The organism is Herbaspirillum sp. UBA812 (genome assembly GCF_002296545.1).
Lineage (GTDB): Bacteria > Pseudomonadota > Gammaproteobacteria > Burkholderiales > Burkholderiaceae_D > Herbaspirillum > Herbaspirillum huttiense.
Map to the genome: position 1 here is coordinate 4,541 of NZ_DBIC01000297.1, position 20,905 is coordinate 25,445.

Consider the following 20,905-nt stretch of genomic DNA (forward strand, 5'->3'; position numbering starts at 1 on the left):
CAAAATGCATCAAAGAAGTCGTCGCCGATTTTCGTATCGACCTGCTTGTAGCTGGGGTAGCTGCCGGTCTGGTTCGCTACCTCCTTGATGTTCCCAAGCTGCCGGATGAGGTCGCGCCAGTCCTTGCTCACATCGTCCTCGCCCTCTTCATCGAATGCCGGTATGGCCGCCCGCCTGTTGTGGAAGATCGCGCGCAGCGCAGACGCCATGCTGTGTTTCGTCATACCTTCGAAGCGGATTGGTGCGAAGGCCCATTCCCTCCAGGCGGACGCATTGCTCTCGCCATCTGCAATCGTGCGCCGATCGATCTCGGTCAGACCCTGATGAAAGAGATCGTCGTTCACCGACGTCAGCATGCCCACTCCGTACGCGTCGCCCAGCGCGTGATCCGGCATGAAGTAGCGCCATAAGCCGACCAGCTCTCGCCGGATCACGTTATCGTCGGTTCCGGCAGGCCACGCCCGGGCAAAGATCGGCACGATGAAGCTGCCCAGCTCCTCGGTGACGACCAGCGCGGAGCGGGAGGCCGTCAGGCTTTCTCCGTGGCCGGTGTGGTCATAACCGAAGGAGACCTTGCCGCGCTTCTTGTACCGTGCCGCTGGAAGAGGCCCGGAGATTTCTAGGCGTGCCTGCATGCCGATGGCCATGGCCAAGCGGATGTACTTTTCCCAGATGTGGTTCTGGGCCTGGATGTTTCGGCATACGTACTGCCGGATGTATTCCGGCCCGGGCATCTCGTTGCGCTTCTGCAGAATATAGGCTTGGTCGAGAATGCCGAGCTCCAGCGCGAGGTACACGTTGACGACTGGCAGCACGTGGTAACCCCCTGATTCGATAAGGCCGGAGAGGGTGTCCGCGCCTTTGAATACGCCGGTGATGCGGATCTGTGGCTCGAAGACGGTGCCATCGGGAGCGCCGAGGCGCTGTGTGCCGGCCAGCATCGGGAACAGGCGAGAGTAGAGGCGATCGGCGGGCATATCGTCGATCTCTTCCAGGGACGCGAGCGAGAGGCCATCGCCGTCAATCTGGGACATGATCCCGTACGCTTGCGCACGACTCTTATTGAAAAATTCGTACTTAGTATCCGACTTCTGGGGACGTCCGTTCTTGTAGTTGATGTAGGCGCTGAGAATAGGAGAGCGCTCGATCGCCTCCAGGTGGTACCGGAGATTCGCTTGAGACTGCTGTTGGCGCGGAGCGAAGATGCCTTCCTCCTGGTGAGGGTGGCACGCAAGGAATTTCAGTGCATACATCTCCTTGGCGGAGGTCTTCCGGCCGCGGCGGCAGGAATAGTCGACCGTGTTGCGGTGCTCGTCCATCTCGATCTGTTTCAAGATCTGAACGGGGTCCAAGTCCACGCCATGCACATGCTTATGCCAGAGCGCGTGATCATCCTTGAAGCGGTGAATCTCCACCTCCGCTCGGTTTGAGACGGTGATGCGCTGCCGCGATGAGACGCGCTGGCCGGTCATTTCTTCTCAACGGCCTGGACATCGATCACATCGGCCGCGCCCCGTGCCTGGGCCCCGGCATTCTCTGCTTCATGCTCCAGCAGGATGGGATCGGCGGCAGTCGAAGCGTTCGCCCGCATGACCTTGTTACGGAGGTCTTCCAGGGCTTCCAGCTTCCTGCGCTGATACTCGTCGACGCTGATCGCCGGTGCAGCGGTAGAGCTGCCGAGGTGCCCGGGGAAGATATCCTCTTCGTCGACCACCTTGTTTGTCATACCCATGTCCGCAAGCGTCAGATTGTTCTTGCTCAGGAAATCAGTCAGAGGCTTGAGGAGCGGGTGAGCTGAAATCTCGGTGATGGTGCGCTGCTCGCCATATTCGTCGGTGAAACGCGCCAGTGAAAGCGTGCCATTCGCGTCGAAATGAAACTCGGGGCGCTCGACTTTCACGCCATCGTTGATGATCGTCAGGATGATCTGCTGCAGGATGGAATACACCGCCGCCTGCATCTCCGAATACATTCCTTGCAGCACGCCTGGCTTGCGTTGCTCGAAAGCGGCCTGGTGGAGCATGAAGTTCTGCGTCTGCTTGACGCAGCAGGGCTGCTGTTGGCACCAGACGCGGTCTACATCGCAGGTGTTGCAGAGGGCATATTTCCCCGGGCGTGCAGGGAAGTAGGTGGCGACCTTCGCAGATGCCCCGTGCTTCATGGCATTGAAGCGGGTGCGAAGAGATTCTTCCTTCGTCGGATGGCCCTCCAGATTGGCCGCGCTGGCGGCCTTGCCGGCGGCGGTCTTGGGGCCAGTGGAATTGCTCCAGGCCTTGAGCAGCGCCCGCTCCCACGCTGCCTGATTGCTCTCGGTACCGCAGCGTGGGCAAACAGCGAAATAGCGCCAGGGATGATATTCATCCTCCGGCGCGTCCTCGATCCGATCCGGCGCGGCCTTGAATTTTCCGCATCCGCACTGGAATGTGACCTCGGTAAGGGCTTGATTTTGTTTGCGTTTCGACACTTGGCTCAGATGCAGTTCTGGGGATTGAGCCAGTGTGCCCCCTCCGTCAATACAGAAGGAGGGGGGGCGTGTCACCGGTGTTTAGTCGGCAGGGGAGAAGTCCACGTAGTATTTTTCGCCGACCTTGAAACTACCGATCAGCGCCGGGTTCGCCACGGTGATCGAGAAGGTCGCGCTGGGCGAAAACTTTGCGAAGGTGTTGTCTTCGTCGCTACCGTCGTCTGGATATTTCGAGGCAGCGACAGCGTTGAACTGCAGAATCTCGCAGGAGGGGTGTTGCTCGATTTTGGCGAGCTGCACCTTGGCGCGCATCTTTGGCATGGTGGTCCTTTCGTCGGATTGATTGCTGGGCTGAAATAGCACCGAGGAGATCATGCGCATACGCCAAAAGCAGCAAGAGGGGGGGGTAGATGACTACTGTTTAAAAATACAGTAGTTTACTCACCTATGAAGCTTCCTCCAAGATTTCCACCCGACCTGCACCCCCTGAGTTCTGCCGAGCTGCGCGGCCTGTGGGAGAAAAACAAGTCTCCCGAGATGAGAATTGCTCTGTGGGAAATCCGCCGGTTGAAGTTCTTTATCAACCAGCGCTATTGGGACGTGAAGCATGCCGAGTACCTCTATTTTCCCAATTCGCCGGGCACCCTGTCATGGATAAAAAGCGAGCTAAAAGAAGAGGTGAAGGAGGCTTGGCCGAGGCCTGGAAAGCGCGGAACTGGCGGTTCGTAGTGTGCGTAGGACGGGGGTTTTGCGTCTGAATGCCGCGCTGGTATTGGATGGGTGATGTTGTGGCTTACCGTTTGTTGCTGAAAGTCTTCATCATGCTGCGTTCAAACTGCGGAGGTTCTGTGGCAGTGGAATGCGAATAAATTGCGGCCGGCTGGTTCGTTGTGTGAACAGGTCGGGGAGCCAGAATACGAAAGCCTCGCAAGTTTCTTGCGGGGCTTTTTTGTTTTTGGCGCTCCTGCGGACATCGCCTCTGCTTGCTTGTGCTCAAATTTAGCGCAATTGAGCTAGAATTGAGCGCATGAGCACCCTCGGTGACGCCCTGTTCTCCAAATCCACCCAAGCCATTCTCGGTCAGCTGTTCCTGCGGCCGGAGGGCATGCACTTGCGCGCACTGATGAACAGCACCGGCATCAGCTCGGCATCGGCTCAGCGCGAACTGGGCAAGTTGACCGAGGCCGGCCTCTTGCTGCGGGAAGAGGTGGGACGCGTCTTGCTCTACAAGCCCAATCCCGACTCTCCAATCTTTTCGGAACTGAGTGCCATTGTTCGCAAGACATTTGGCGTCGCCGATACGATCAAGGCTATGCTTCTGCCTTTTTCGGAACGCATAGAGCGCGCCTTCCTGTATGGATCGGTTGCCAAGGGCTTGGATACGGCGGCCAGTGACATCGATTTGCTGGTGCTGGCCGATGACCTTGGCAGTGCCGATCTCTACCCTGAGTTGGTGGCGCTGGAGGCAAGACTGGGCAGGAAGATTTCGCTGACGGTGTATCGTCCCGCTGAATTCCGGAAAAAGATCGCGGCACGGAATCATTTTCTGGTTTCCGTGATGGCTGGTCCGAAAATCGAATTGATCGGAGCACAGGATGGGGCGCAATGAGCTTGAAAATCTCCTCAGATTGGGTCAACTGAAGTCGGAGCCTCCTTCGGCGACTGAAATCGATACCCATCGCTAAAGTGGCAGGGATCGGCTCAAAGATGCATCGGCACCAGGCCTTTCTTTATCCGGCCGCTTCCTGCTCGGCTACAGTGCGGCGTATGCTTTCTCGCTGGCGGCCTTGCGGCGTCATGGGTTCCGGCCCGTCAGCCGCTATGTGGTGTTCCAGTGGCCTCATACGTTGGAAGTCGGCCCCGACATCTGGCGCTTGCTCGCGCGCGCGCACGATGTTCGCAATGGCTTTGAATACGAAGGCAGTGACGAGGTAACCGAAGATCTCGGCCAGCAAGTGATTCGCTGTGCTGAGGTGCTGGAGCGCCTGTTGTGATTGCCCGGCTGCCCTCGGAGTGACCTGGGCTCATCCTGGGGCCGCAATCGCTGCTAGAATCGGCATCCCCCGACCAGCCAGGACTTTGCCATGAGCGACCCCATTCGTCTGACCCAATACAGCCATGGTGCCGGTTGCGGCTGCAAGATTTCGCCGCAGGTGCTGGAAGTCATCCTGGCCGGCAGCGGTGCCCAGCATCTCGATCCCAAACTCTGGGTTGGCAATGCATCGCGCGATGACGCCGCCGTCTATGCCATCGATGAAGAGCGTGGCGTGGTCTCGACCACCGATTTCTTCATGCCCATCGTCGATGATCCCTTCGACTTCGGCCGCATCGCCGCCACCAATGCCATCAGCGACATCTACGCCATGGGCGGCGATCCGCTCATGGCCATCGCCATCCTCGGCTGGCCGGTCAACGTGCTGCCGCCGGAAGTGGCACGCGAAGTCGTGCGCGGTGGCCGCGCCGCCTGTGATGCGGCCGGCATCCCGCTGGCCGGCGGCCATTCCATCGATGCCCCGGAACCCATCTTCGGCCTGGCCGTGACCGGTGTGGTCGAGAAGCGCCACATGAAGCGCAACGACACCGCCAGTGCCGGCTGCCTGCTCTACCTCACCAAGCCGCTGGGCATCGGTATCCTCACCACAGCAGAAAAGAAGGGCAAGCTGCGCCCTGAAGATGTCGGCACGGCGCGCGACTGGATGTGCCAGCTCAACCAGCCCGGCAGCCGCTTCGGCAAGCTGGCGGGCGTGGCTGCGATGACCGATGTGACCGGCTTCGGCCTGCTGGGCCATCTGGTGGAAATGTGCGAAGGCAGCGGCGTGAGCGCACGCATCCAGCACGCGCTGGTGCCCAGCCTGCCGGGCGTGCCTTACTACCTGGCTGAAGGCTGTGTGCCGGGCGGCACCGGGCGCAATTTCGAGAGCTACGGCAGCAAGATCAGCCCGCTCAGCGAAGCCCAGAAGAACCTGCTGTGCGATCCCCAGACCAGCGGCGGCCTGCTGGTGGCGGTGCGGCCCGACGCCAATCCGGAATTCCTGGCCACCGCCGCTGCCCTCGGACTGGAACTGGCCCCCATCGGCGAACTGGTGGAACGACAGCGCTACGCCGTAGAGGTGCTTTAATGGCCGATCTGCAGCCCAGCCGCGAGCTGTTCCTCGCCGATACGCCCATGCTGGATGCACGGGCGCCGGTGGAGTTCGGCAAGGGCGCCTTTCCGACTGCGGTGAATCTGCCGCTGATGAATGACAGCGAGCGTCATCAGGTCGGCCTGCGCTACAAGGAGCAGGGCCAGCAGTCGGCCATCGAGCTGGGTCATCAACTGGTCGGCGGAGCGGTGAAGCAAGAGCGGATTGCGGCGTGGGCGGCGTTCGCCAAAGCGCATCCGGAAGGCTGCCTGTATTGCTTCCGCGGCGGCCTGCGCTCGCAGATCACCCAGCAGTGGTTGAAGAGCGAAGCCGGCATCGCCTATCCGCGCGTGGCCGGCGGCTACAAGGCGCTGCGCCACTTCCTGATGGAAGCCATCGACCAGGCCTTGGCCGAGTGTTCCTTCGTGGTGGTGGGCGGCATGACCGGCTGCGGCAAGACCGACGTGCTGCTGCAGCTCGACAACGCGCTGGACCTGGAGGCTTACGCCAATCATCGTGGCTCCAGTTTCGGCAAGCGCGCCAGCCCGCAGCCTGCGCCCATCGATTTCGAACACCGTCTGGCCATTGCCCTCATCAAACTGCAAGCACAGGGCCATCACTGGATTGCGCTGGAAGACGAAAGCCGGCTGATCGGTGCCTGTGCCTTGCCGCTGGCCTTGCACCAACGCATGCAAAGCCTGCCCATGGTGTGGCTGGAAGACAGCCGCGAAGGGCGCGTGGAGCGCATCCTGCGCGATTACGTCAGTGGGCTCTGCGAGGAATACGTGGCGCTGGATCCGCGCCACGGGTTTGAACGCTATCGCGCGCATCTGCTTGCTGCATTGGGCAAGCTGGTCAAGCGCCTCGGCGACCAGCGCTACCGCCGCCTGCTGCAGATGATGGAAACGGCGCTGGCGCGCCAGGAACAAGACGGCGTGGTCGACCTGCACCGGGCCTGGATCGATGCCTTGCTGGCGGAATACTACGATCCCATCTATGCCTTCCAGCGCGAGTCCAAGCGCTCCCGCCTGCTGTTCGCAGGACAGCAGACCGAGGTGGTCGGCTTCCTGCGCCAGTATCGGCCCTGAATCAATTTACAGCAGCACCACCGCCACCAGCCCGCTGACCACGCCGATGAGCATGGTCAGCAGGGTGACGGTCGTGAGTACGCGCGGCGTGAAGGATTTGCGCAGCATCAGCAGCGACGGCAGGCTGATGCTGGGCAAGGTCATCAGCAACGCCACGGCCGGCCCCACGCCCATGCCCAGCGAGAGCATGGATTGCACGATGGGGATCTCGGCGGCCGTCGGAATCACGAAGAGCGTGCCCACCACCGCCAGCGCCACGATCCACAGCAGGCTGTTGCCCATGCTCGCATCGACCTGCGGGAACAGCCACACCCGGGCCGCGCCCAGCGCCAGCACCACCACGATGTAGACCGGTGCCGTGGTCCAGAACAGTTGCCACAGCTTGCTGCCCCAGCGGACCAGGAAATGACGGCCATCGTCCATCGGTTCATATTCGGCGGCGGCCACCGCATCGAGGGCGGCCTGCGGCAGGGTCTCGGTCTGCGCCACACGTTGCGCGATCAGCGACACACCCACTACCAGCAGCACGCCGGCCACCAAACGCAGCGCGGCAAAATGCCAGCCCAGCACGAAGCCCATGAACACCAGCGTGGCCGGATTGAGCACCGGGTTGGCGATCCAGAAGGCCAGCGCCGCCCCGACCGACACCTGCTGGCGGCGCATGCCCGCCACCACCGGTGCGGCGCAGCAGCTGCACATCATGCCGGGCAGGGCGAACAGGCCGCCACGCAGGGTCGAGCCGAGGCCGGCGCGGCCGAACACCCGCAGCAGCCAGTCGCGCGGCACCAGCACCTGCACCAGCGAACCCAGCAGGACCCCCAGCACGGCGGCTTTCCAGATGGCCAGGAAGTAGACGGTGGCATATTCCAGCGCAGCCGACCACGGAGCGGTTGGCGCATTGGCCAGGATGGAGCCGCCAATGCTGTGCTTGTCGGCGGCCACGAAGGATTTCAGGTAGTAGGGCGACCACTTCACATAGTAGAGGCCGATGGCCGCCACCAGGATGAACAGCAGCGGCTTGAGCCAGGCAGAAGAGCCGCGCGAGGCGGAGGATGAGAAGGTCATGGGAAGATCTGGTGGTAAAGAATAGTGGGAGAGCAGGAGAGTGCGCGCATGATACCTGCCGCGCGCCACTTCGTCAGTGCGCCAGAAGGACATGTCAGACAACCGTGTTGCCCCGTGCCAGCGGCCTGAAGTGCAGATTCCTTCACATTCACCGCTTGCGTCCGTTTCGTGTCCTGTTATACTGCGCTTGCTGTTGTATGACGTCTTATAACAATCACCCCAACACACAACAATACGCCAAGAGACACTTCCGGCAAGTCCCGATGCCAGTCCGCCCGCGTTCCTGCGGCGGCGCTTCGGGGCCGGCCAGGCGGAGCGGATGGCGAGAGACCTGGAGAATCCAATTGGCGCAAAGCAACACCCCCAGCGGGGCAGCGGCCGGCAAACCGACCCATATCCGCTACCTGATCCTGTTCCTGCTGTTCGTCGTCACCACCGTCAACTACGCTGACCGCGCCACGCTTTCCATTGCCGGTTCGGCCATGAAGACCGAGCTGTCGCTGGACCCGGTCACCATGGGCTACATCTTCTCGGCCTTCAGCTGGGCCTACGTGCTGGCCCAGCTGCCGGGCGGCTGGCTGCTGGACCGCTTCGGTTCCAAGAAGATCTACATGTGGAGCATTGCCCTGTGGTCTTTCTTCACCTTCCTGCAGGCCGGTGTGACGTGGATGAGCACGGGTGCGGCCGTGATCGCGCTGTTCCTGCTGCGCTTCATGGTGGGCCTGGCCGAAGCGCCGTCCTTCCCGGCCAATGGCCGCATCGTCGCCGCCTGGTTCCCGACCAAGGAACGCGGCACCGCTTCGGCCATCTTCAATTCGGCGCAGTATTTCGCGGCCGTGATCTTCACCCCGCTGATGGCCTGGATCGTGCACACCTACAGCTGGCACCATGTCTTCACCGTCATGGGCGTGGTCGGCATCCTGCTGGCCATGGTCTGGGGCAAGATCATCTACAGTCCCAAGGACCATCCGCGCATCAACCCGGCTGAACTGGAGCACATCGAATCCGGCGGCGGCCTGGTCGACATGGACAACAAGAAGGTCGCCGCACCTTCCACCAAGGGCAAGGGCTACATCCGCCAGTTGCTGTCCAACCGCATGCTGCTGGGTGTCTACATCGGCCAGTACTGCATCAACGTGATCACCTATTTCTTCCTGACCTGGTTCCCGGTGTACCTGGTGCAGGAGCGCGGCATGTCCATTCTCAAGGCCGGTTTCGTGGCCTCGATCCCGGCGGTGTGCGGCTTCATCGGCGGCGTGGTCGGCGGCCTGATCTCGGACCGCCTGATCAAGAGCGGCATGTCCGTCACCTGGGCGCGCAAGATCCCCATCGTGGGCGGCATGCTGCTGTCGATGACCATGATCCTGTGCAATTACGTCGATGCGCAGTGGATGGTGGTGGGCATCATGGCCCTGGCCTTCTTCGGCAAGGGCGTAGGCGCGCTGGGCTGGGCGGTGGTGGCCGATACCGCGCCCAAGCAGATCGTGGGCCTGTCCGGTGGCCTCTTCAACATGTTCGGCAATGTGGCCGGCATCACGACCCCGATCGTGATCGGCTACATCGTCAAGGAAACCGGTTCCTTTGCCGGTGCGCTGGTCTTCGTGGGCATCAATGCACTGGTGACCGTGATCAGCTATCTTGTCATCGTCAAGGAAATCAAGCGCGTCGAACTCAAGGACGCCTGATCCGTTTTACGAGCGGCCGCTGTTGCAGTGGCCGCCCTTCATTTGAATTGCAGCATTCTGTCGCATGGGACTTAGCATGAGCACCGATACCGCCGCCAGCCAGGCATTCACACCGCGCTACATCATGATGAACGACACCGACAATGTCGCCATCGTCGTCAATGACGGAGGCCTGCCGGCCGGCACCGTCTTCCCCGATGGCCTGACCCTGGTCGACCGCGTGCCCCAGGGCCACAAGATCGCGCTGCGCGATCTCAAGCAGGGCGAGGCCATCGTGCGTTATGACGTGGCCATCGGCTACGCCGTGCGTGACATTCCCAAGGGCAGCTGGATCGAGGAATCGCTGGTGCAGATGCCGCCAGCGCGCGGTCTCGACAATCTGCCCATCGCCACCAAAAAGCCGGCGCCGCAGCCGCCGCTGGACGGCTATACCTTCGAGGGCTATCGCAACGCTGATGGCTCGGTGGGCACTCGCAACCTGCTGGCGATCACCACCACCGTGCAGTGCGTAGCCGGTGTGGTGGAGCACGCAGTCAAGCGCATCCGCGCCGAGCTGCTGCCCAAGTATCCCAATGTGGAAGACGTGGTGGCGCTGGAGCACACCTATGGCTGCGGCGTGGCCATCGATGCGCCCAACGCCGGCATCCCCATCCGTACGCTGCGCAACATCAGCCTGAACCCCAACTTCGGCGGCCAGGCCATGGTGGTGAGCCTGGGCTGCGAAAAGCTGCAGCCCAACCGCCTGCTGCCGGAAAACATGATCCCCATCCACAAGGCCGGCGAGCCCTATGTGGTCTGCCTGCAGGATGCGGAACACGTCGGTTTCAACTCCATGATCGATTCCATCATGAAGATGGCCGAGGCGCGCCTGACTGAACTGAACAAGCGCCGCCGCGAAACCTGCCCGGCCTCGGACCTGGTGGTGGGTGTGCAGTGCGGCGGCAGTGACGCCTTCTCGGGTGTGACGGCCAACCCGGCAGTGGGCTTTGCGACCGACCTGCTGGTGCGCGCAGGCGCCTCGGTGATGTTCTCGGAAGTGACCGAAGTGCGCGATGGCATCGACCAGCTGACCTCGCGCGCGGTCAACGAGGAAGTGGCCCAGGCCATGATCCGCGAGATGGACTGGTACGACAATTACCTGAAGCAGGGCGGTGTCGACCGCAGCGCCAACACCACCCCCGGCAACAAGAAGGGCGGCTTGGCCAACATCGTCGAGAAGGCCATGGGCTCCATCGTCAAGTCCGGCTCCAGCCCGATTTCGGGCGTGCTCGCGCCGGGCGACAAGCTTCAGCAGAAGGGCCTGATCTATGCGGCCACGCCAGCCTCCGACTTCATCTGCGGCACCTTGCAACTCGCGGCCGGCATGAATCTTCATATCTTCACCACGGGCCGGGGTACGCCGTATGGTCTGGCGGCTGTGCCGGTCATCAAGGTCGCGACCCGCAATGACCTGGCGCGGCGCTGGCATGACCTGATGGATGTCAACGCCGGTCGCATCGCCAGCGGCGAGGCCACCATCGAGCAGGTCGGCTGGGAGCTGTTCCAGCTGATGCTGGACGTGGCCAGCGGCAAGAAGCGCACCTGGGCCGAACAGTGGAAGCTGCACAATGCACTGACCCTGTTCAATCCGGCACCCGTGACCTGATCCTCCCTTGGGGCCCGCTTGCGGGTCCTTTTTTTGTTCCATCGTCATGCCAACAACAATATGATTCGCCAGGAGACCGCATGAGCAACTCCCTTTCTTCACCTTCTTCCCGCTTCGCCACCTTGATTGCCACTTCCGCCCTCAGCCTGGCCGCCGCGCATGCCGGTGCGGCCACCGTCGCCTACGTCTCCAATGCGGACAGCCAGGACATCTACGTGCTCCGGCTCAATGGCGATGGCAGCGTCAACCTGATCGACAAGGTCGATACCGGCAGCACCGTGATGCCGCTGGCCCTGAGTCCCGATCACAAATTCCTCTATGCCGCGTTGCGCGGCCAGCCGTATTCGGTGGTGAGCTATGCCATTGATCCCGCCAGCGGCAAGCTCAAGGCGCTGTCCAAGGTGCCGCTGGCCGACAACATGGCCAACATTGCCACCGACCGCAGCGGGCGCTACCTGCTGGCCGCGTCCTACTCCGGCAACAGGATCTCGGTCAATGCCATCGGGACGGACGGTATCGTGCAGGCCCCGCCGCTGGCGGTGATCCCGACCGGGAAGAACGCGCATTCCGTGCAGGTTTCTCCTGACAATGCTTTCGTCTTTGCCAGCAACCTGGGCAGCGACGTGATCCTGCAATACCGTTTCGACCCGGCCACCGGCACGGTCACGCCCAACAGTCCGCCGTCGGTCGCCACCAAGGCCGGTGCCGGGCCGCGCCATTTCGTGTTCTCGCCGGACCAGCGTTTCGTCTATTCGACCAATGAGCTGGACGCCACTGTCAACACCTACGCCTACGATCGCCAGTCCGGCACCTTGACCCTGCTGGCCAGCGACTCGGCCCTGCCCGAAGGCTTCAAGACCAGCGAACAGCTGGCGGCCGCCGACCTGCACCTGACCCCGGATGGCCGTTTCCTCTATGCCACCGAGCGCAGCTCCAACACCCTCACCGGTTATCGCGTGGACCCGGCCAGCGGCAAGCTCACCCGCATCCTCAACATCCCCACCGAAACCCAGCCGCGCGGTTTCAACATCGATCCGCAAGGACGCTACCTGCTGGCCGTCGGCCAGAAGGCAGGGCTGACCAGCTATGCCATCGACCGCGACAGCGGGGCGCTCACGCCGGTCTTCCGCTACACCTTGGGACGCAATCCGAACTGGGTCGAGATCATCGACTTGCCCCGCGTACGCTGATACCTGAAGGGTTTTGCTTCACCCTCAAAAACCTCAATATGTTGTTTTTCGGGCTTGCCGAATGTCATTTCGGCAAGCTTTTTCACATCTGTGCCCCGCCATATGAATCAGGCTTGATCCAAAACAGCCAGCCCCGGGTGTTGCCGGTGCACAATGCGAAAACGGATATTTGCTGACTGCCCTAACCGGGAATTGGGGGAGTTTTGGTGGGTTTGCCGCCGATATGAAGCGCGACGCGGTGTTGTATCGTCTGCGCCATGTTGTTCATTTCACTTGTTGTATCAAAATTAAGCGGAGAGAGGGAATGCGAAATCTGACGGTTCGCTTCAGCCTGATGAGCGCGCTTGCGCTGTTTTCATGCATGATCGTAGTAGGGGCTGGCGTGGGTATCTTTGCACTGGGCCGAGCCAACCAGTCCACTGAATATGTCCACGAGATCACCGAGCGCACCTTGCTGATCAATGACGCCTACAAGGATACCACCCGTACCCGGGCCGCCCATGGGCGCATCTATTCGACGCTGATGGAGAAGGGCGATGCGGCCGTCATCGAGTCCGCCTTGAAGAGCGCCCAGATGACCTATGACCGCAGCCTGAAGTATCTGGATGAATACGCCAAGCTGCCCGACCTGGAGGGCCAGGATCCGGCTACCAAGACCGAATTGATCGAATCAGCCAAGGCCCTGAACGAGATTCTGAAAAAGGCCACGGATACCCTCAAGGCCGGCGACGCGCAGGGCTATTCCCAGCTCAACAACAATTTCATCAGCAAGGGCGGAGCCCGCTTCTCCACGGCGCTGGAGGCTTATCAAAAGCGCGCCATGGAGCTCAATGACAAGGCCACGGCCGAGCGTCAGCGCGAGTACAACCTGGTGGTCTGGCTGGTGGTGGCCGGTCTGATCGGGGCCATGTTCCTGGTCATCGGTGTGCATTTCCTGCTGCGCAACATCGTCCTGACCCCGCTCAACCGCGCCGTGCACTTGCTGGACCTGGTCGCCAATGGCGATCTGAGCACCAAGGTCGAGGTCAAGAGCGACAATGAAATCGGCCGCCTGTTCTCGGCCATCCGAAGCATGCAGCAGGGTTTGCTGACCACCGTCTCGCGCGTGCGCAGCAGTTCGGACAGCATCGACACCAGCGCCAAGGAAATCGCCGCCGGCAACATGGACCTGTCCTCGCGCACCGAGCAGCAGGCCAGCTCGCTGGAAGAAACCGCGGCCTCCATGGAGCAGCTGACCGGCACCGTCAAGCAGAATGCCGACAATGCCCTGCAGGCCAACCAGCTGGCGCATTCGGCGTCCTCCACCGCCAGCAAGGGCGGGGAAGTGGTATCGCAGGTGGTCGATACCATGCAGGCCATCAATGAATCCTCGCGCAAGATCGTGGACATCATCAGCGTGATCGACGGCATCGCTTTCCAGACCAACATCCTGGCGCTCAACGCCGCGGTGGAAGCCGCCCGTGCCGGTGAGCAGGGCCGCGGCTTTGCCGTGGTGGCTTCCGAAGTGCGCTCGCTGGCCCAGCGTTCAGCCGCCGCCGCCAAGGAAATCAAGTCGCTCATCGATGCCTCGGTGGAGAAGGTCGAGGCCGGCAGCCAACTGGTCGAACAAGCCGGGGCCACCATGGGCGAAGTCGTCACCAGCGTGCAGCGCGTCACCGACATCGTGGGCGAGATCGCCGAAGCCAGCCGTGAGCAGAGCACCGGCATCGAGCAGGTCAACCGCGCCATCACCCAGATGGATGAAGTGACCCAGCAGAACGCCGCATTGGTGGAGCAAGCAGCCGCTGCGGCCCAATCGCTGCAGGCACAGGCCACCAATCTGGTCGGCGCGGTCAGCATCTTCAAGATCGATGCGCATCAGGTGGCCAGCCCGGCGGCCAAGCCGCGCCCGGCACCGATGGCACCGCCGCCGGCCCCGGCTGCACCTGCTGCACCTGCCTTGAAGACTGCGCCTGCCGCAGCAGCGGCACCGAAGGCTGCTCCCAAGCTGCCGCCTGCCAAGCCGGCCAAGGCCGCGCCGCCTGCGCCGGGCAGCCGCATCAAGGACGATGCACAGGATTGGGAAGAGTTCTGATCATTGGTGCATTCCTTCACGAAAACCTCCGTCGCTCAGGCCACGGAGGTTTTTTTTCGGCCAGGGCCTGCACTTTCTTTCATATCGCCCAAAAAGGGAGGGGCCGCAGCTGCCTGCGGCCCCTCCCTCGGGTACTGCCGATCAGATCAGACAGTCTTTATTGCGGACCCAGCTTCTTGATCAGTGCAGCCAGTTCTTCGTGCTCTTCCGGCGTGCAGTCGGTCAGGGGCGTACGCACCGGGCCGGCGTCATGGCCGACGATCTTGGCACCGGCCTTGACGATGGAGACGGCGTAACCGGCCTTGCGGTTGCGGATGGCCAGGTAGGGCAGGAAGAAGTCGTCGATCAGCTTGCCCACGGTGTCGTGGTCTTCCTTGGCGATGGCCTGGTAGAACTCGACGGCGGTCTTGGGAATGAAGTTGAAGACCGCCGAGGAGTACACCGGCACGCCCAGCGCCTTGTAGGCGGCAGCATAGACTTCCGCGGTCGGCAGGCCACCCAGGTAGGTGAAACGGTCACCCAGCTTGCGGCGGATATGCACCATCGGTTCGATCTCGCCGATGCCGTCCTTGAAACCGATCAGGTTGGGGCAGCGGTCAGCAAGGCGTTGCAGGGTCTCGGCATTGAGCTTGCAGACCGCACGGTTGTAGATGATGACGCCGAAGTTGACCGACTTGCAGACCGCTTCCACGTGGGCGGCGATGCCGTCCTGGCTGGCTTCGGTCAAGTAATGGGGCATCAGCAGGATGCCGTGGGCACCCAGGCGCTCGGCTTCCTGGGCGTAGGCGATGGCCGCGCGGGTGGAGCCGCCGGCACCAGCGATGATGGGCACCTTGCCACGGCAGGTGTCGACGGCGGTGCGGATGATGTCCGAATATTCACCCGGGACCAGCGAGAAGAACTCACCCGTGCCACCGGCGGCGAACAGCGCGCTCGCGCCATAGGGCGCCAGCCATTCCAGACGTTCGATGTAGGTCTTGGGGCGGAAGTCGCCTTGCTCGTCGAAGTCCGTCAGCGGGAACGACAGCAGGCCGGAAGAGAGGATCTGTTTTAGGTCTTGGGGTGTGTACTGGGACATGGTTTCGCTCGACGCCGTTAGGAATGGGTTGGAAAACGAGGCAAATAGGATGAATGTTGTCTCTGATCTTCTTGTATCCAATTAGGATATCAGTCATCGTACAACATAAGATTTCAGAAAGCCAGTACTTTGTTGTGATGGTTTGCGCAGGGTGGAGGGCGGGATTCCCGGCCGGCCGGGCCGAGGAGATCGTCGGATGGCGGAGGCTTGCTGAAGAGGGGGAGAGAACGGAAGCGGCCGATCCGTGCAGCACGGACCGGCCGGACTTGCGCGGGATCAGGCGTTGCCGGCGGTGCCCGATTCAGCTTCCTGCTGCGCGCGGCGCAGGCGCTCGCGGCTGTTGGTGAGGTGATTGCGCATGGCGGCGCGGGCGGCTTCAGCATCGCCGCGGGCGATGGCCTCATAGATGTCTTCGTGCTCGCGCTGCACCCGTTCCAGGTAGCTGGCCTGCTGGTCATGCGCCAGCTCGGCAGTATTGATGCGCTTGCGCGGGATCACGCCCATGCCGAGATGGCTGATGATCTCGATGAAATAGCGGTTGCCGGTGGCGTTGGCGATGGCGAAGTGGAAACGGAAGTCCGGTCCCACGGTGTCGCCGCCGCTTTTCTGGTTGGCGTGGAACAGGTCCAGCGCCTCGCGGATTTCCTGCAGCTGGGCATCGCTGCGGCGCGATGCGGCCAGGCCGGCCGTTTCAGTTTCCAGGCTGATGCGCAGCTCCAGCAGCGCCAGCAGGTCGCGCATGGTGGTGATGGTGGCCGGGTCGATGTTGATGTTGGAACCCTTCTTGACCTCCAGCACGAAGGTGCCGATGCCGTGCCGCGTTTCCACCAGTCCGGCCGCCTGCAGGCGCGAGATGGCTTCACGCACCACGGTGCGCGAGACGCCCTGGGTCTGCATGATCTCGGATTCGGTGGGCAGCTTGTCGCCCGGCTTGAGGCTGCCGTTGGAGATCATTGCGGTCAGCGCCGCCACCACTTCCTGCGACAGGCTCTGAGGCTTGCGGCGCGGGCGCAGCAGCGGGTTGGGGGTATCGCTTACATCCATATCGTTTTATTTCTCGGGAGCGCTGGCAGACCGGATTGTGAATGGTTGTGATCGGTCCGCATCAGGCGGGGTGAACATAGTCGCGCCATCTTACCAGATCGATAAGCCGCCACGACGCCAGGACCAGCCGTAGCCGTGAGAGTAGCGCACTTTGCGCAAGAGGTCAGACAAGTTTCAGGTGAATTTGACGACGGCTTGCGCCAGGCCGGGTTTTAGTCGATATGAAGGAAAAGGCAGGGTACCTGACAGAATTACTCGGGTTTGCTATACTTGACTCAAATATTCGGGAATTCAGGGTAACCGGCCCCGCCGGTGCATTTGTTTCTGGAGCGAACTTCATGCGTCTTACCACCAAAGGCCGTTTTGCCGTGACTGCGATGATTGACCTGGCGTTGCGCCAGGGCAAGGGCCCCGTCACGCTGTCGGCCATCAGCGAGCGCCAGGAAATTTCTTTATCATATCTGGAGCAGTTGTTCGGCAAGTTGCGGCGTCACCAGATCGTCGAGTCCGTGAGGGGGCCCGGCGGTGGTTACAATCTCGCCCGCAAGGCGGCTGACGTGTCGGTCGCCGACATCATCATCGCGGTGGACGAACCCCTGGATGCAACCCAGTGCGGTGGCAAGGAAAATTGCCACAGCGCGGCGCATCCGGGCGGCGCACGCTGCATGACGCATGAGCTGTGGTCCACCCTGAACGAAAAGATGGTCGAGTACCTGGATTCGGTATCCCTCCAGGACCTGGTGGACCAGCAAAAAGAACCCAAGGCGGCCGAACACCGTGCCGCCGACTCGCAGAGCGTGGTGGTGATGCACCGCCCGCAAGCCGCAGCCTGATTTGGAGCAAGGACCTTATGAACGCACCCCTGGAAAAAAGCCTGCTGGAGACCATCAAGGCTCCGCACTTCCCGATCTACATGGACTACTCGGCGACCACCCCGGTCGATCCGCGCGTGGCCGACAAGATGATTCCCTACCTGCGCGAGCAGTTCGGCAATCCCGCTTCCCGCAGCCACATGTACGGCTGGACTGCTGAAAAGGCCGTGGAAGAGGCGCGTGAAGAAGTGGCCAAGCTGGTCAACGCGGATTCGCGCGAGATCATCTGGACCTCCGGCGCCACCGAGAGCAACAACCTGGCCATCAAGGGTGCGGCGCAGTTCTACAAGTCCAAGGGCAAGCACATCATCACCGTCAAGACCGAGCACAAGGCGGTGCTGGATACCTTCCGCGAGCTGGAACGCGTGGGCTTCGAAGCCACCTACCTGCAGCCCCAGGACAATGGCCTGGTCACCGTCGAGCAGATCGCTGCCGCCGTGCGTCCGGATACCATCTTGGTATCGGTCATGCTGGTGAACAATGAAATCGGCGTGATCCAGCCGGTGCCGGAAATCGGCGAGTTCTGCCGCTCCAAGGGCATCATCTTCCACAGCGACGCCGCACAGGCGACCGGCAAGGTCAAGATCGACCTGGAAAACTGGAAGGTCGACCTGATGAGCTTCTCGGCTCACAAGACCTACGGCCCCAAGGGCATCGGTGCGCTGTACGTGCGCCGCAAGCCGCGCGTGCGCATCGAAGCGCAGATGCACGGCGGTGGCCACGAGCGCGGCCTGCGTTCGGGCACCCTGGCTACCCACCAGATCGTGGGCATGGGTGAAGCCTTCCGCCTGGCGCGTGAAGAAATGGACAGCGAGCTGGCGCACATCCGCGCCCTGCGCGACCGCCTGGCCAAGGGCCTGCAAGAGATTGAAGAGACCTACATCAACGGCGACATGGATCACCGCGTGCCGCACAACCTGAACGTGAGCTTCAACTACGTGGAAGGTGAATCGCTGATCATGGCCATCAAGGACATCGCCGTTTCGTCCGGTTCGGCCTGCACCTCGGCCAGCCTGGAGCCGTCTTATGTGCTGCGCGCCCTGGGGCGCAGCGACGAACTGGCGCACAGCTCGATCCGCTTCACCATCGGCCGCTTCACCACCGAGGAAGACATCGATTTCACCATCGAGCTGATCAAGAGCAAGGTCGGCAAGCTGCGCGAGCTGTCCCCGCTGTGGGACATGTACAAGGACGGCGTGGACCTGTCCACCATCCAGTGGGCAGCCCACTAAACCAGGATTCTGCCAGCCATCGCCAGCAGCCGCAGCAGGGCAGGGGCGATGGCCGAAACCATCATCTAGGGAGCAAAGAACATGTCTTATTCCGAAAAAGTACTCGACCATTATGAAAACCCCCGCAACGTCGGCGCCTTCGAAAAGGGCGACGACACCGTGGGCACCGGCATGGTCGGCGCACCGGCCTGCGGCGACGTGATGAAGCTGCAGATCAAGGTCGGCGCTGATGGCGTCATCCAGGATGCCAAGTTCAAGACCTACGGCTGCGGTTCGGCCATCGCTTCGTCGTCGCTGGTGACCGAATGGGTCAAGGGCAAGACCCTGGACGAAGCCCTGTCCATCAAGAACACCCAGATCGCCGAAGAACTGGCCCTGCCGCCGGTGAAGATCCACTGCTCGATTCTGGCCGAAGACGCCATCAAGGCCGCCGTGCAGGATTACAAGGCCAAGCACGGCGAACAGCAGCAAGCCGCCTGAGCGGCTTGACGGGCAGGACAGCAAGGCCGTTTTCGATTTCGTAAGGCAAGCATCATGGCAATCACGTTGACAGAGAAGGCAGCAAAACACATCAGCCGCTACATGGAGCGCCGTGGCAAGGGCATCGGCCTGCGCCTGGGTGTGCGCACCACCGGCTGTTCCGGCCTGGCCTACAAGCTGGAGTATGTGGATGAACAATCGTCCGAAGACACCGTCTTCGAGTCGCATGGCGTGCGCGTCTTCGTCGATCCCAAGAGCCTGCCCTACATCGATGGTACCGAGCTGGACTTCGCCCGGGAGGGACTGAACGAAGGATTCAAGTTCCAGAATCCGAACGTCAAGGATGAATGTGGCTGCGGCGAAAGCTTCCGCATCTGACCTGCATTTTCAGTTTCTTGTCGATGCCGTCGTACCGGCTTTGTGGTGCAGGCGGCCCCAGTGCTTAGCCGGACCGTGATAGCCCTGTGACAGCCTCGTGATTGCTCCCTGCGGGGCCGACTTGGTCACCGTCCGCCGTCCCTGATGTGCCAAGCCTGTTGCAGTCCGACAGGCTTTTTATTTTTCAGCCATGCAAAACCACTTCGACCTGTTCCATCTGCCGCAACGTTTCGCCATCGACCAGAAGGCGCTGGAGCAGGCTTTCCACAGCGTGCAGGGCCAGGCGCATCCGGACAAGTTCGCGCACGCCAGCGATGCCGAAAAGCGCGTGGCCATGCAGTGGGCCACACGGGCCAACGAGGCCTACCAGACGCTGAAGAATCCCTTGAAGCGCGCGCGCTACCTGTGCGAACTGCACGGCGTGGACCTGCAGACCGAATCCAACACCGCCATGGCCCCCGGTTTCCTGATGCAGCAGATGGAATGGCGCGAGACGCTTGACGACGCCAAGGCCGGCAAGGACATCGATGCCCTGGAACAGCTCAACACCGAACTGCTAACCGAGAAGAAAGCCGAGATCGCACGCATCGAAGCGCTGCTGGATGCGGGCGACTACGCCGCTGCCGGCACGCTGGTGCGGCAGCTGATGTTCCTCGACAAGTTCGGGGCAGAGATCGGCGATGCCTTCGCCCTGATCGAAGGCTGATGGGAGACGCTCGATGCCCGATCTGTTCCTGTTCCTGCTGGCCGCGATGACGCTGACCCTGGCACCGGGTCCGGACAACATCTACGTGCTCACGCGCGGCATCGTCCAAGGGCGCAAGGCCGGGCTGGTGGCTGCTGCCGGGTTCTGTTCGGGACTGATCTTCCATACCCTGCTGGCCGTGCTGGGCTTTGCCGCCCTCATCAAGGCTTACCCGCCGGCCTACCACGCGCTGCAATATGCAGGCGCCGCCTATCTGGCCTATCTGGGTGTGCGCACATTGCGTTCGGCTTCCAGCGGCATCGCGCTGTCGGCAGACGGGCAGGGCGCTGCTGCCGTCCCGCTGCGCCGCATCTATTGGCAGAGCGTGCTGGCCAATATGCTCAACCCGAAGGTGACGCTGTTCTTCATCGCCTTCCTGCCGCAGTTCGTGCAGCGCGAGGCTGGCCATGAAGCCCTGCAGATGCTGATATTGGCGCTGGTGTTCATTGTCCAGGCCTTCGTCATCTTCAGCGCCATCGCGCTCTTTTCCGGTGCCGTCGGTGCGGTCTTCCGCCGTCGCGCTTCCGCTTCCGTTCATCTGAATCGCCTGGCAGGCTGTGCCTTCATCGGCCTGGGCATCCGGATGGCCTTACCTGAATAACGGCGAGTCACTTCGCCCCAACGCTCCACGACGAGTCCACACCTTATGGCTTTACTGCAGATTTCCGAACCGGGCATGTCCACCGCGCCACACCAGCGTCGTCTGGCCGTCGGCATCGACCTGGGCACCACCAATTCGCTGG

At 61.9% G+C, this 20,905-nt stretch carries 21 protein-coding genes and 1 pseudogene; 16 read left to right on the forward strand and 6 right to left on the reverse strand.

Annotated features, from left to right (window positions below):
- The 3 genes from B3873_RS20455 to B3873_RS20465 all read right to left on the reverse strand — a co-directional run.
- Positions 1-1,472: hypothetical protein (locus tag B3873_RS20455; protein ID WP_286868662.1), on the reverse strand; the 1,472-nt coding region annotated here is incomplete at its 3' end.
- A complete protein-coding gene (locus B3873_RS20460) occupies positions 1,469-2,464 on the reverse strand; it encodes a hypothetical protein (protein WP_286868663.1) in 996 nt (331 codons plus the stop codon). The genes B3873_RS20455 and B3873_RS20460, both read right to left, overlap by 4 nt.
- Positions 2,465-2,545: 81 nt before the next feature.
- Positions 2,546-2,839 (reverse strand): hypothetical protein, encoded by a 294-nt coding sequence (locus tag B3873_RS20465; RefSeq protein WP_286868664.1) that lies wholly within the window; start codon positions 2,837-2,839, stop codon positions 2,546-2,548.
- 72 nt (positions 2,840-2,911) lie between these two features.
- On the opposite strand from B3873_RS20465, the gene B3873_RS20470 reads away from it, so the two are divergent.
- The 5 genes from B3873_RS20470 (at position 2,912) to mnmH (ending at position 6,674) form a co-directional block, all read left to right on the forward strand.
- Positions 2,912-3,193 (forward strand): hypothetical protein, encoded by a 282-nt coding sequence (locus B3873_RS20470; protein ID WP_286868666.1) that lies wholly within the window; start codon positions 2,912-2,914, stop codon positions 3,191-3,193.
- A 298-nt stretch (positions 3,194-3,491) separates the two neighbouring features.
- On the forward strand, positions 3,492-4,073 hold the full coding sequence (locus tag B3873_RS20475; protein WP_286868669.1) for a nucleotidyltransferase domain-containing protein: 582 nt from the start codon (positions 3,492-3,494) through the stop codon (positions 4,071-4,073).
- 238 nt (positions 4,074-4,311) lie between these two features.
- Positions 4,312-4,458 (forward strand): hypothetical protein, encoded by a 147-nt coding sequence (locus tag B3873_RS20480; protein WP_286868671.1) that lies wholly within the window; start codon positions 4,312-4,314, stop codon positions 4,456-4,458.
- A gap of 90 nt (positions 4,459-4,548) precedes the next feature.
- Entirely contained in the window at positions 4,549-5,583 is a 1,035-nt protein-coding gene (gene selD / locus B3873_RS20485; RefSeq protein WP_286868673.1) for a selenide, water dikinase SelD, read from the forward strand.
- A complete protein-coding gene (gene mnmH, locus B3873_RS20490) occupies positions 5,583-6,674 on the forward strand; it encodes a tRNA 2-selenouridine(34) synthase MnmH (protein ID WP_286868675.1) in 1,092 nt (363 codons plus the stop codon). The genes selD and mnmH overlap by 1 nt, the downstream gene beginning before the upstream one ends.
- 6 nt (positions 6,675-6,680) lie before the next feature.
- Here mnmH and B3873_RS20495 read toward each other — a convergent pair whose 3' ends face one another.
- Positions 6,681-7,739: a permease gene (locus B3873_RS20495; protein ID WP_276837342.1), complete on the reverse strand. Its 1,059-nt coding sequence runs from the start codon at positions 7,737-7,739 to the stop codon at positions 6,681-6,683.
- A 344-nt stretch (positions 7,740-8,083) separates the two neighbouring features.
- Between B3873_RS20495 and B3873_RS20500 the strand changes: the two genes are divergently transcribed.
- The 4 genes from B3873_RS20500 (at position 8,084) to B3873_RS20515 (ending at position 14,333) form a co-directional block, all read left to right on the forward strand.
- Positions 8,084-9,424 carry an MFS transporter gene (locus B3873_RS20500; protein ID WP_286868678.1) on the forward strand — a complete coding sequence of 447 codons (1,341 nt, stop codon included), beginning with the start codon at positions 8,084-8,086 and terminating at the stop codon, positions 9,422-9,424.
- A 76-nt stretch (positions 9,425-9,500) separates the two neighbouring features.
- On the forward strand, positions 9,501-11,069 hold the full coding sequence (gene garD / locus B3873_RS20505; RefSeq protein WP_286868680.1) for a galactarate dehydratase: 1,569 nt from the start codon (positions 9,501-9,503) through the stop codon (positions 11,067-11,069).
- Positions 11,070-11,149: 80 nt separating this feature from the next.
- Positions 11,150-12,259, forward strand: coding sequence for a lactonase family protein (locus B3873_RS20510; protein WP_286868682.1), 1,110 nt, complete (start codon positions 11,150-11,152; stop codon positions 12,257-12,259).
- Between the two features lie 304 nt (positions 12,260-12,563).
- Positions 12,564-14,333: a methyl-accepting chemotaxis protein gene (locus tag B3873_RS20515; RefSeq protein WP_286868684.1), complete on the forward strand. Its 1,770-nt coding sequence runs from the start codon at positions 12,564-12,566 to the stop codon at positions 14,331-14,333.
- Positions 14,334-14,490: 157 nt separating this feature from the next.
- On the opposite strand, the gene kdgD is transcribed toward B3873_RS20515, so the two are convergent.
- Together kdgD and B3873_RS20525 are read right to left on the reverse strand one after the other, a co-directional pair.
- Positions 14,491-15,411 (reverse strand): 5-dehydro-4-deoxyglucarate dehydratase, encoded by a 921-nt coding sequence (gene kdgD, locus B3873_RS20520; protein ID WP_088757000.1) that lies wholly within the window; start codon positions 15,409-15,411, stop codon positions 14,491-14,493.
- A 276-nt stretch (positions 15,412-15,687) separates the two neighbouring features.
- The gene (locus B3873_RS20525; protein ID WP_121042135.1) at positions 15,688-16,455 is read right to left on the reverse strand and encodes a FadR/GntR family transcriptional regulator; all 768 of its coding nucleotides are present in this window, start codon (positions 16,453-16,455) and stop codon (positions 15,688-15,690) included.
- A gap of 338 nt (positions 16,456-16,793) precedes the next feature.
- Here B3873_RS20525 and iscR point away from each other — a divergent pair, with 338 nt between their 5' ends.
- The 7 genes and pseudogenes from iscR to B3873_RS20560 form a co-directional block, all read left to right on the forward strand.
- Positions 16,794-17,288 carry a Fe-S cluster assembly transcriptional regulator IscR gene (gene iscR / locus B3873_RS20530; protein WP_034331344.1) on the forward strand — a complete coding sequence of 165 codons (495 nt, stop codon included), beginning with the start codon at positions 16,794-16,796 and terminating at the stop codon, positions 17,286-17,288.
- Positions 17,289-17,305: 17 nt separating this feature from the next.
- Positions 17,306-18,559, forward strand: a complete 1,254-nt coding sequence (locus B3873_RS20535) for an IscS subfamily cysteine desulfurase (RefSeq protein ID WP_286868688.1) — start codon at positions 17,306-17,308, stop codon at positions 18,557-18,559.
- A gap of 81 nt (positions 18,560-18,640) precedes the next feature.
- Positions 18,641-19,039: a Fe-S cluster assembly scaffold IscU gene (iscU, locus tag B3873_RS20540; RefSeq protein ID WP_034331342.1), complete on the forward strand. Its 399-nt coding sequence runs from the start codon at positions 18,641-18,643 to the stop codon at positions 19,037-19,039.
- 54 nt (positions 19,040-19,093) lie between these two features.
- Positions 19,094-19,417, forward strand: a complete 324-nt coding sequence (iscA, locus tag B3873_RS20545; protein ID WP_006712826.1) for an iron-sulfur cluster assembly protein IscA — start codon at positions 19,094-19,096, stop codon at positions 19,415-19,417.
- 190 nt (positions 19,418-19,607) lie between these two features.
- Positions 19,608-20,123, forward strand: a complete 516-nt coding sequence (gene hscB / locus B3873_RS20550; RefSeq protein WP_209535665.1) for a Fe-S protein assembly co-chaperone HscB — start codon at positions 19,608-19,610, stop codon at positions 20,121-20,123.
- 13 nt (positions 20,124-20,136) lie between these two features.
- The gene (locus B3873_RS20555) at positions 20,137-20,763 is read left to right on the forward strand and encodes a LysE family translocator (protein WP_286868694.1); all 627 of its coding nucleotides are present in this window, start codon (positions 20,137-20,139) and stop codon (positions 20,761-20,763) included.
- A 45-nt stretch (positions 20,764-20,808) separates the two neighbouring features.
- Positions 20,809-20,905: pseudogene (locus B3873_RS20560) on the forward strand (molecular chaperone HscA); the annotation flags it as partial.